At 68.7% G+C, this 9,578-nt stretch carries 7 protein-coding genes; 1 reads left to right on the forward strand and 6 read right to left on the reverse strand.

Annotated features, from left to right (window positions below; all coding sequences use genetic code 11):
- Positions 1 to 29 precede the first annotated feature (29 nt).
- The 6 genes from IPK71_35550 to IPK71_35575 form a co-directional block, all read right to left on the reverse strand.
- Positions 30 to 1,223, reverse strand: coding sequence for a hypothetical protein (locus IPK71_35550; GenBank protein ID MBK8219077.1), 1,194 nt, complete (start codon positions 1,221 to 1,223; stop codon positions 30 to 32).
- A gap of 158 nt (positions 1,224 to 1,381) precedes the next feature.
- The gene (locus IPK71_35555; GenBank protein MBK8219078.1) at positions 1,382 to 2,671 is read right to left on the reverse strand and encodes a citrate synthase; all 1,290 of its coding nucleotides are present in this window, start codon (positions 2,669 to 2,671) and stop codon (positions 1,382 to 1,384) included.
- Positions 2,672 to 3,007: 336 nt separating this feature from the next.
- Positions 3,008 to 3,823, reverse strand: a complete 816-nt coding sequence (locus IPK71_35560; protein ID MBK8219079.1) for a uracil phosphoribosyltransferase — start codon at positions 3,821 to 3,823, stop codon at positions 3,008 to 3,010.
- A 39-nt stretch (positions 3,824 to 3,862) separates the two neighbouring features.
- Complete coding sequence (locus IPK71_35565; GenBank protein ID MBK8219080.1) at positions 3,863 to 5,026, reverse strand: hypothetical protein; 1,164 nt, start codon at positions 5,024 to 5,026, stop codon at positions 3,863 to 3,865.
- Between the two features lie 175 nt (positions 5,027 to 5,201).
- On the reverse strand, positions 5,202 to 6,776 hold the full coding sequence (locus IPK71_35570; GenBank protein MBK8219081.1) for a DHA2 family efflux MFS transporter permease subunit: 1,575 nt from the start codon (positions 6,774 to 6,776) through the stop codon (positions 5,202 to 5,204).
- A gap of 7 nt (positions 6,777 to 6,783) precedes the next feature.
- Positions 6,784 to 8,025, reverse strand: a complete 1,242-nt coding sequence (locus IPK71_35575) for an HlyD family secretion protein (GenBank protein MBK8219082.1) — start codon at positions 8,023 to 8,025, stop codon at positions 6,784 to 6,786.
- Between the two features lie 97 nt (positions 8,026 to 8,122).
- On the opposite strand from IPK71_35575, the gene IPK71_35580 reads away from it, so the two are divergent.
- Entirely contained in the window at positions 8,123 to 8,788 is a 666-nt protein-coding gene (locus tag IPK71_35580) for a TetR/AcrR family transcriptional regulator (GenBank protein MBK8219083.1), read from the forward strand.
- Positions 8,789 to 9,578: the final 790 nt, after the last annotated feature.

Below are 9,578 nucleotides of genomic sequence, written 5' to 3' on the forward strand. Positions count from 1 at the left end.
GCGTTTTTCCCGGGATATGTCGCCGCGGCTCAGAGGTCTTGGGCGACCGCGCAGCCCGCGCCGTCGACGTGGAGCTTGCGGCCGTCGATGGTGACCTTGGGGCCCTTGCCGTCGTCGGTGTAGCCCACCGTGGCCACGATGCGCTTCTTGGCCGCGTCGAACACCACGTACGTGACGCTGGGATCGTCCGTGCTGCAGGCCGACGACACCGGCGTGTCGTTCTCGCCGCACTCGGTGAGCTCGCCGCCGTCCGCCTCGCACACGGGGACGCGCATGCCCGCGGCGTGCACGACCTTGACGAGCCTGAGCCCGGACGACTCGCTCGTCGTCACCGAGATGTCCCCGCCGCACGGGAAGTCGTAATACGTAGACACCGTGTCGACGCCGAAGAGGAGCCCGTCCGGCGTCTTCAGGTAGGGGTGAATCTCCCACGCGCCGCCGCCGTCCTCGCCGCCCGCTTGGTACGCCACGACGAAGTCTTGGGCCTCCTTGGGGATGCGCGCGAAGAGCCCGGTCTTCGCCTCGTCGTTCGAGCCGACCTTGGTCTGGTCCTTCGCCTCGGTCTTCAGCGCGTCGAACATCGCCTGGAAGTCTTTCGCGAGCTTCGCGCGGGTGTTCTGGGTCTCGACGTCGGCCACGCAGGTCGACGTGCCCGCCTTGGTGGCCGCGGCCTTGGTGGGCGCGAGCACGTTCGACTTGGCGAACGACGCCTTGGCCTCCTCGGCGTGCCCGAGCTTCTCGGCGACGAGCCCGTGGTTGTAGTGGATCTGCCCGAGCAGCTTCGGGTCCTTGGTCGACGCCTCGGCCTCACGCAGATCCTTGCGCGCGTCTTCGAGCTTTCCGGCGAGGAGCTTCGCGTACCCTCGCTCCGAGAGGGCGCGCGCGTCGCCGGGGAGGGCCTTGAGCGCCGCGTCGAAGGCCGCGATGGCCTCGTCGTATTTCTTCGCGAGCGTCGCCGCGCGCCCTTTCTTGAGGGCCTCGGTGTAGGCCTTCGCGGTCTCCTTCGAGATGGCCGTCTTCCCCTTTGGAGCGGCGGAGGAGCTCGCCTGGGGCGCGGCGGAGGCCTGTGCCTTCGCGCTCGCAGACGCTTGCGGTGCCGACGCCGTGGACGCCTGTGGTGCGGCGCTCGCGGCGGGCTTCTGCCCCTCCGGTTCGGATTTGGTGCACGCGGCGACCGTGAGAGACGAGGCGAGGAGCACGAACGACAGGCGAGAGAGCTTCATCGTGCCCCCAGGCTTTCACGAAACGGGCGCGCCTGGAACGTGGTGCGTCCCCACGGCGAGAATGAATAATGGTGTCGAGCGCTTGCGTGGCGCCACAAAGGCCGAAAGGCCACCCTGGGTGGGGCGGCCTTCCGACATACACGAGCGCGAGGCGTCGCTCAGGGGCGCTTCTCGAGCGGCACGAAGTCGCGCGCCGTGGCGCCCGTGTAGATCTGGCGCGGGCGGCCGATCTTGGTGCTCGTGTCTTCCATCATCTCTTTCCAGTGCGACACCCAGCCCGGCAGGCGGCCGAGGGCGAAGAGCACGGTGAACATGTTCGTGGGGAAGCCGAGCGCGCGGTAGATGATGCCCGAGTAGAAGTCGACGTTCGGGTAGAGCTTCCGCTCGACGAAGTACGGGTCCTTGAGGGCCGCCTCTTCGAGCTGCTTCGCGATGTCGAGCAGCGGGTCGTGCACGCCGAGCGACGAGAGCACCTTGTCGGCCGCGGCCTTGATGATCTTCGCGCGCGGGTCGAAGTTCTTGTAGACGCGGTGGCCGAAGCCCATGAGGCGGAAGGACGAGTTCTTGTCCTTCGCGAGGGCGACGTACTTGGTGACGTCGCCGCCGTCCTTCTGGATGGCCTCGAGCATCTCGATGACCTCTTGGTTGGCGCCGCCGTGGAGCGGGCCCCAGAGGGCGAGGATGCCGGCGGCCATGCTCGCGAAGATGTTCGCGCGCGAGCTGCCGACGAGGCGCACCGTGGACGTCGAGCAGTTCTGCTCGTGGTCGGCGTGCAGGATGAGGAGGAGGTTCATGACCTTCTCGATCTCCGGGTCGACCGTGTAGGGCTCGGCCGGCACGCTGAACATCATGTTGAGGAAGTTCGCGCAGTACTTGAGATCGTTGCGCGGGTAGACGAACGGCTGGCCGATCGACTTTTTGTACGCGAACGCCGCGATCGTGCGGATCTTCGAGATGAGGCGCGCGTACGTGATCTCGAGCTGCTCCTTGTTCGCGAAGTCGACCTCTTCGGGGTAGTACGTCGAGAGCGAGCAGACCATCGAGGAGAGCACCGCCATCGGGTGGGCCGTCGACGGGAAGCCGTCGAAGAAGTGCTTCATGTCCTCGTGGATGAGCGAGTGGCGCGTGAGGAGCGTGCGCCAGCGCGAGAGCTCCTTCTCGTTCGGCAGGTCGCCGAAGATGAGCAGGTACGCCACCTCGATGAACTCGCAGTGCTCGGCGAGCTGCTCGATCGGGTAGCCGCGGTAGCGCAAGATGCCCTGCTCGCCGTCGAGGAAGGTGATGGCGCTCTTCGTCGACGCGGTGTTCATGAACGCCGGGTCGATGGTGACGAGGCCCGTCTTGGCGCGCAGGTTCCCGATGTCGATCGCGCGCTCGTTCTCGCTCCCGGTGACGACCGGGGCCTCGAACGTCGCATCCTTGATCTTGATCTCTACCTTCTCGGTCACGGTGGCCTCCACGGGGGGCTAACGGTGCTTTTCGGGGACGGGGCTTACAGAGTCGTCAATCGAGCCGCGGCCGCAGCTCTGGGCCCGCGTTTATACCTAGGTTTTGCCGCAACGCGAACACCAAACCTGGTGCACTGCGCAATGGTTTTTGCGGGCACCTCGGCCGTTCGTCAAGCCCTTGGAATTGAAGGACTTTTTGTAGCCGAGAGGCTCACGATGGGCCGCACGCCCGTTCAGGAGCGTGACGAACCTCGAGCTTACGATGCCGCACGCGCTCGGCACGTCGCGGCGATCGCGAGCCCGGCGCCGTCGAGCGGGCGCCGGTCCACATGCAGACTACACCCAAGCGTTGTTGAGGATCTCTCCGACGCCGCCTGCCCCGGGCACGATGTACTGGTGCTCGTCGAGGCCGCGCTCTTCGCTCCAGCGTTTGCCGGGCGTGGTAGCGAGCACGTCGGCCGGGGAGAGGCCGCGGTCGAGGCGGAGCGCGTAGATCACCGTGTCGGGGTGCTTGTCGAGCACGTTGCGAATGTACTCGGGCGTGACGATGAGGTGCATCGTGATGCACTTCTTGGGCTTGCCCTCGAGCCGCGTTTTGTAGTGCGTGAGCGCGCTGTTGAGCGAAGAGCCCGTGGCCCCCATCGGGTCGGGGAACACCAAGATGCGGTCCTCGACGTCGCGGCCGATCTTCGCGTCGTGCCAGGTGGCGCCGACCACCTTCCCGTCGGCGTCGGTCGCGCGGGACATGAAGAGGTGGTCTTGCCGGACCCCCGCGGGATCGAGGACCTCGTTCAAGAGCTCGTAGACGACCTGCGAGGGCATGGTGCCCGCGCGCGCGATGCCGATCGTGACCACCTGCGTGTTGGGATCGATCGCGAGCCCGCGGTAGACGGCCTCGGGCGCTTTGATCACCATGCGCGTGGGCACGGCCACACGCTCGCGCGGGAACTCGGCCGCGACCATCACCTCGGAGAGCTTCTCGTAGAGCGTGCGCACGAGCCGCCCGACCTCGGGCTGGACGGTGTCGCGCGCGCAGAGGCGGGCGAGCTGCGTCCACGCGAGCGGATCGTCGAGCAGGTGCACGTTGGGCCCGTACTCGTGGGCGATCTCGAGGGGACGGTAGCGGCTCGTGGCGTACGCACTTTCGACCATGCGCGCATCATGGCCCGGCACGAGGCTACGCGTCTACCGTCACGCCGCTCGTCGACGCCGCCCTCGGAGCCACGAGAGCACGACGGCCGACACGGCGAGTGGCCATCCGCCCGCCGACAGGCCGCGACCCGAAATCGAGCAGCCGGCGAGCTCGTGCCCGGCAGAGCGGCTCGGCGCAGGCTCGGCCGCCGTGCGGAGGGAGACCTCGGCGCGCGCGGGGCTGCCCTTCACGGTCGCGACGAGGGGCCGGAGCCCACCGCTCCGGGTGTGAGCGTACGTGAGCAGCTCTCCGCCCGGCCCGATCGGTTTGCCGCCGAGAACGAGGTCGAACGGAGCGCCATGGAGGATGGCGCCCTCTCCGTCCTTGGCCTGCACGTACACGTAGAAGCGCTGCTCCTTGTCCGCGGTCTTCGACGGCGGGTTCGGCTCGTCGGCCTGGGAGAAGATCTCGATTCCGGCGACGGCATCCGGCCCGACCACCTGCATCGGGAGGACCAGGGAGGCTTGGCCGGCGCGCGCCTCGAGCTCTCCCGCCACCTTGGCCGAAGCCGAGAGCTCGACGAGCTCGAGATCGGTCGTCTCGGCGACGGGCTCGGCCGTGACTCCGGCCGGGATCGTATAGGTGACCCCGGCGCGGCCACGGAGCTCTCGCCCGTCCGCGGCGAAGAGCTTCGTTTGCCACGTCGCCCGGCCCCCTTCGACCTGGCGAAGGACGGTCGTCTTCCCAGGGGCCTCCGGCTTCCGGTCGCCTTCGGTCGGGAGGTCCACCTGGGAGGCGAGCGCAGCGAGGTAGGGAGAGACCTCGAGGCGTCGTGGCGGGAGGACCTCGACGGGGAGGTCCACCGTGGTGCCGTCCGCGCCGACGAACCGGACCGTGGCCTTCCCTTCCGCGAGCGCGCGAACCCGGACCGTGGCCCGGCGGCATTCGTCCGAGAGAGCGGTCGTCTCCACGACGCGCAGGATTTCGGGCTTGTCCACGGTGATCGCGACGCGGACGTCTTTCGTCGTCGCGACGGACGACGCGACGATCGTCGCCACTCCGTCGACCGCGATGGGCCCGTTCGCGACGCCTCCACACACGGCCTCCGAGACGAGCGAGCTCGGCTCCACGTCGCAACCTCGACCCACGTTCTCTTCGTTCGAGGTGCATCCGAGCAACAAAGCCAACGTGCCGAGCGCGATGGTCAAGCGAAGGTCCTTCATGCTGGGCGGCGGAGCAAGGCGTATGCCGCGCCGATATTCAGCGATTCCGTTCGTCTCCGGCTGGCCCCGTGACGGGACGACGACGTCCGCGCGACACGGTGATCAGGGGGCGCGCTCGCCGCACGGCGCATGCCCGTGACCGCCGGGGCGCGTCCATCGTTGCTTCCCCGGGCGCTCAGTGCCCCGCGTCGACCTGGGCGCCCTTCGCGGGCTTGCCGAGCAAGAGCACGAGAGGGAGGCACACGAGCACGATGAGCGCGGCCACGTAGAAGCAGTCGTTGAAGCTGAGGACCGCCGACTGGAGGCGCACCTGCCCCTCGACCATGGCGAGCGCCGCGGCCTTGGCCTTGTCGGCCGCCATGCCCTTGGCCGTGAGCATCTGCGCGATCCCCTCGAGGCGGCCCGTCGCGAGCGGATTCCCGGAAGACACGGCCTCGGACAGGCGCGCCGTGTGGTGCACCTGGCGAGTCGAGAGCACGGAGGTCATGAGCGCGATGCCGATGCTGCCACCGAGCTGCCGCGTGAGGTTGAAGATACCGGTGGCCGCGGGCATGTCCGCCTTGGGGAGCGGGCCGATCGTCGCGAGGCTGAGCGGGAGGAACATGAAGACGGTGGCGGCGCCACGGAGCACGAGGGCGACCTGGAGGTCGTCGGCCGACGAGAGCGGGCTCAGGTTTCCGAGCATGAGGATGGCACCGACGAGGCCGAGCGCGCCCGCCGCGATGAGCATGCGAGGATCGAGCTTCTGCGCGAGCTTGGCCGCGACCGGCATCATGAAGGCGCTCGCGAGGGCGCCCGGGAGCAGCATGAGGCCCGTCTGCTGCGCCGTGTATTTCAGCACGCTCTGGGCGAAGATCGGCACGGCGAAGAGCGCGCCGTAGAGGCTCATCCCGAGCACCATCGAGAACGCGGCGCCCCCCGCGAGCGATCTGTGGCGGAGGACCCGAAGATCGACCACGGGGTACGCGATGGTGAGCTGCCGCCACACGAAGGTCGCGAGGCCGCCGACGGCCACCACGGCGAGCAGGATCATCTCGTCGGAGTCGAACCAGCCGTGGCTGTGCCCTTCTTCGAGGAGGAACTGGAGGGCGCCGAGGCCCACGACGAGGAGCGCGAGGCCGAGCCAGTCGACGCGGGTCTCTCTCTTCGCGAGGGGCGCGCCGTCCTCCGGGAGGAACGTGAGCGCCATGAACACGGCGAAGATGCCGATGGGCAGGTTGATGTAGAAGATCCAGCGCCAGTCGAGGTTCGTGACGATGTAGCCGCCGAGCACGGGGCCGATGGCGGGGCCTGCGATGGCCACGACGCCGAACAGCGCCTGCGCCTTGCCCTGCTCGGATTTGGGGAACGTCTCGAAGAGGATCGACTGGGCCTTCGCGAGGAGGCCGCCCCCCGTGAGCCCTTGCAGCACACGCGCGAGCACGAGCATCGGCAACGTGGTCGACAGGCCGCACATCACCGACGAGAGCGTGAAGCCCACCAGCGAAAAGACGAAATACCGTTTCTTTCCGAAGGTATCGCCGAGCCAAGCGGCGAGCGGCAGCACGATCACGTTGGCGATCGCGTAGCTCGTGATGACCCAGCCCACCTCGGAGAGCGTGGCGCCGAGCGAGCTCTGCATGTCGGTCAGGGCGACGTTCACGATGCTCGAGTCGACGATCTCGAGCAGGGCCGCGAGCGCCGCGGTGATGGCGATGAGCCACCGACGCGAGCTCGGATCGGAGGCTCCTGCGAGTGCGACCGCGCTCATGAGGGCCTCACTTGCGGACGTCGACCACGACCTCGACGCTCATGCCGGGCCTGAGCGACACGCCATCGGGGACCTCGAACGTCTTGATGCGCACCGGGATGCGCTGCACGACCTTCGTGTAGTTGCCGCTCGCGTTGTCGGGCGGGAGGAGCGAAAAACGCGAGCCGGTCGCGGCGCTCATGCTCTCGATTTCGCCGCGGAGCTCTCGCCCCGGGTAGGCGTCGACCGTGAAGGTCACGGGCTGCCCCACGTGCATCGCGCCGAGCTGCGTCTCTTTGAAGTTCGCTACGACCCAAGGGGCCGCGTCAGGGACGAGCATGCCGACGCTCGTGCCAGGGCCGATCATCTGGCCTTCGGAGATCGACTTCTTCGAGACGATGCCGTCGTGAGGAGCGACGATCGAGGTCCACGAGAGCTCGAGTGCGGCGATGTCGCGCGCGGCTCGAGCCGTCTGCACCGAGGCTCTCGCCGTCTCTGCGCGGGCGTGGGCCTGGGCGATGAATGCGTCGACGTCGCTCGCCTGTTCGAGGCGGGCCGAGGCCTCTGCGACGCGGCTTTGCGCGGATCCGACGCTCGCGCGGGTGCCCTCGGCGGTGCTCTTGGCTTGTTCGTAGCCGGCCTTGGCGTTCTCGTGGGCGGACTTGGCGCGATCGAGCTGAGAGGCCGGGAGCGCGCCTTTGTCGAAGAGCGACTGGATGCGATCGAGCTCGAGCTTCGCCTCGTCGAACGAGGCCTTCGCCGCGAGGACGCGCGCGTCGGCGGCCGCGATCTGCTCGCGGGTCTGCGTGGCGGTGTACGCCGCACCCGAGAGCGAAGCGGAGGCGATCGACTTCTGCCCGCGCGCGTTTCGTTCGGCGATTTTCGCGTCTTCGTCGGCGGCGCGGGCCGCAGCCTCGGCTTGGGCTACGGCGGCCTCGGCCTGGGCGAGGCGGGCTTTTTGTGGGGCCGCGTCGAGCTCGGCGAGCACGTCGCCCTTCTTGACGCGCTGGTTTTCGGTGAAGCGCACCTTGGCGACGACGCCGCCGGCGCGCGAGGGGACGGCGACCACCTCGGCGTCGACCTGAGCGTCGTCCGTGCGCTCACGCCCATGACGTGTGACGTACGTGTATCCGATCGCGGCCACGGCCAGCGAGACGACGAGCGCCGCGATCGGGCGCCCACGCGCGGCGGGCTTGCCTGGCGAGACAGGACGTTCGACTTCGGGGGAGGTGGTGTGCTCGGGAGCTTCGGCGGATGTGACGGCGGCCACGGGACCTCACTAAGGCTACGACACGTAGCGTTATGGGTGTAGCGCCGGGAGACCCTTAAAGCAACTCCCCGTTGCGTTTTTGATCGTTCATGCCCAAATGGATCGTGTGTCGGACGAAACGAAGACCAGCGCCTCGCCCGTTGCCCAGGCCGACCGGCCGTCGGTGCCCCGAAAGCGCGAGGGAGGGAGGAGCGCGAGGGTCGTCGAGGCGGTCATGGAGGCGACGCTCGAGGAGGTGGCGAGCCGTGGGTACGGGGCGCTGTCGATCGAAGCGGTGGCGGCGCGAGCCGGGGTCGCGAAGACCACGATCTATCGCCGGTGGCCGACGCGAGCGGAGCTGACGCGGCATGCGCTGAGCGCCGAGCTTGCGGCGAGACCTCCGGTGGCCGACACGGGAGATCTGCTCGACGACCTTACGGCGAGCACGCTGGAGAACGTCAAACGACTGGCGACGCCGAGGGGGCTCGCGCTCGTGCGGGTGGTGTACGCCGAGGGAGGGGACCCGGAGCTCGCCGAGCTCATTCGGGCGTTTCGGGTCGAGGCTCGACGAGGAGCCAAGACGCGGATCGGAGCGGCCATCGAGCGGGGTGAGGTTCCGCGCGAGATCGATGTGGCCTACCTGCTCGACACGCTGGCCGCGGTCGTCCACCACCGGGTGGTGTTGATCGGAGCAGTCCCGTCGAGGGCCGAGGTGCGGCGCCTGGTGGCGCGATCGCTCGCAGGGGCGTGCATCGAGACGGACAAGAGCGGCGCCCCTGTGTGAGGCGCGGAGAGGTCCCTCGGCGGTTCGGCTCCTCCCCCACACGAAGCCCCACCCCCTCCCCCCGCTTTTTGATCACGGGGAAAGTCCGACACTTGGCTCCAACGTCGGTCGGTTCGGTACCAACGTCGGTCGGCTCTCGTGGCTCTCGGCACGATCGGAGCTCGGCAAACGTCGGGCGGCGCGACAGGGGGAAGGGCCACGTCACCCTCGCGAGGGGCTCTCGGCACGATCGGAGCTCGGCAAACGTCGGGCGGCGCGACAGGGGGAAGGGCCACGTCACCCTCGCGAGGGAGGGGGTGGGCCTTCGCGCGCGGGTGGGCCCCTCGGCGTCGTTCCGCGCGATGACAGGGCCCGAGCTCCTTCCGTGCCTCGAGCGGCCGCGCGGGAACGACGTCCCTCGGCAGAGCGGCTCCTCCCACCCGCACACGAAGCCCCACCCCTCCCCCGCTTTTGAATCACGAGGAAAGTCAGGCACTTGGCGCCAACGTCGGTCGGAGCTCGGATGCGGCGCGACAGGGGGACGTCCACGTCACCCTCGCGAGGGAGGGGGTGGGCCTTCGCGCGCGGGCGGGCCCCTCCGTAACTCGGCGTCGTTCCGCGCGATGACAGCGGCCGAGCTCCTTCCGTGCCTCGAGCCGCCGCGCGGGAACGACGTCCCTCGGCAGAGCGGCTCCTCCCACCCGCACACGAAGCCCCACCCCTCCCCCGCTTCTCAATCACGAGGAAAGTCCGATACTTGGCGCCAACGTCGGTCGCCTCTCGAGCTCGGAGCTAGCTCAGCTAAGAGCTC

It is taken from the genome of Myxococcales bacterium, from assembly GCA_016712525.1.
Lineage (GTDB): Bacteria > Myxococcota_A > Polyangia > Polyangiales > Polyangiaceae > JAAFHV01.

Bases quoted from the DNA above. Each gene is read 5' to 3' on its own strand.
- IPK71_35565 (MBK8219080.1), bottom strand. From the start codon at position 5,026: ATGAAGGACCTTCGCTTGACCATCGCGCTCGGCACGTTGGCTTTGTTG.
- IPK71_35560 (MBK8219079.1), bottom strand. From the start codon at position 3,823: ATGGTCGAAAGTGCGTACGCCACGAGCCGCTACCGTCCCCTCGAGATC.
- IPK71_35550 (MBK8219077.1), bottom strand. From the start codon at position 1,223: ATGAAGCTCTCTCGCCTGTCGTTCGTGCTCCTCGCCTCGTCTCTCACG.
- IPK71_35570 (MBK8219081.1), bottom strand. From the start codon at position 6,776: ATGAGCGCGGTCGCACTCGCAGGAGCCTCCGATCCGAGCTCGCGTCGG.
- IPK71_35580 (MBK8219083.1), top strand. From the start codon at position 8,123: ATGGATCGTGTGTCGGACGAAACGAAGACCAGCGCCTCGCCCGTTGCC.